Consider the following 447-nt stretch of genomic DNA (forward strand, 5'->3'; position numbering starts at 1 on the left):
TGATTCCGCCGGGAATATAGTAAAGGGCAAGCGGCGTCTGGTAACTGATTTTATGGGGATTATCGGTATTGAGATCCCCGGCAGCACGCAGCTGCACCTTCCCCTGGGGTGCCGGTTTTTCTTTTTCAACTGAAGGCTGATTTTCAATTGAAAGAAAAAGATCTTTCCGCTGCTCCAGCAGCTGGACAAAGATCCCATCTTCATGGCCCTGTGCGGTTTCATTCACATCTTTACAGGGCAGTTCCAAAGCCGATAACAGCAGCCCGGGGAAAAGCACATGCTGTTCCCCGCTGTGTTTAACCTGGGCTGCTTTTCCAGCCGGGTCATTGTCAAAGGCAAAGATGATTTCTTCCAGTTCGGGCAAAGCTTTGATCGCGTTCACAATTTCCTGGTTGAGCCCGTTAGTGCCGTAAGCGGCAATAACGGTGTAATTTCCCGTAATGTCCG

The 447-nt window shown here is 50.1% G+C and carries 1 protein-coding gene; it reads right to left on the reverse strand.

From position 1 onward, the window contains the following. Positions 1-447, reverse strand: a 447-nt coding sequence (locus tag GSQ84_RS27710) for a toprim domain-containing protein (protein ID WP_174238706.1), incomplete at both ends; no start/stop codon positions are given.

The sequence above is a fragment of the Pedobacter sp. L105 genome (genome assembly GCF_009765875.1).
Taxonomy (GTDB): domain Bacteria; phylum Bacteroidota; class Bacteroidia; order Sphingobacteriales; family Sphingobacteriaceae; genus Pedobacter.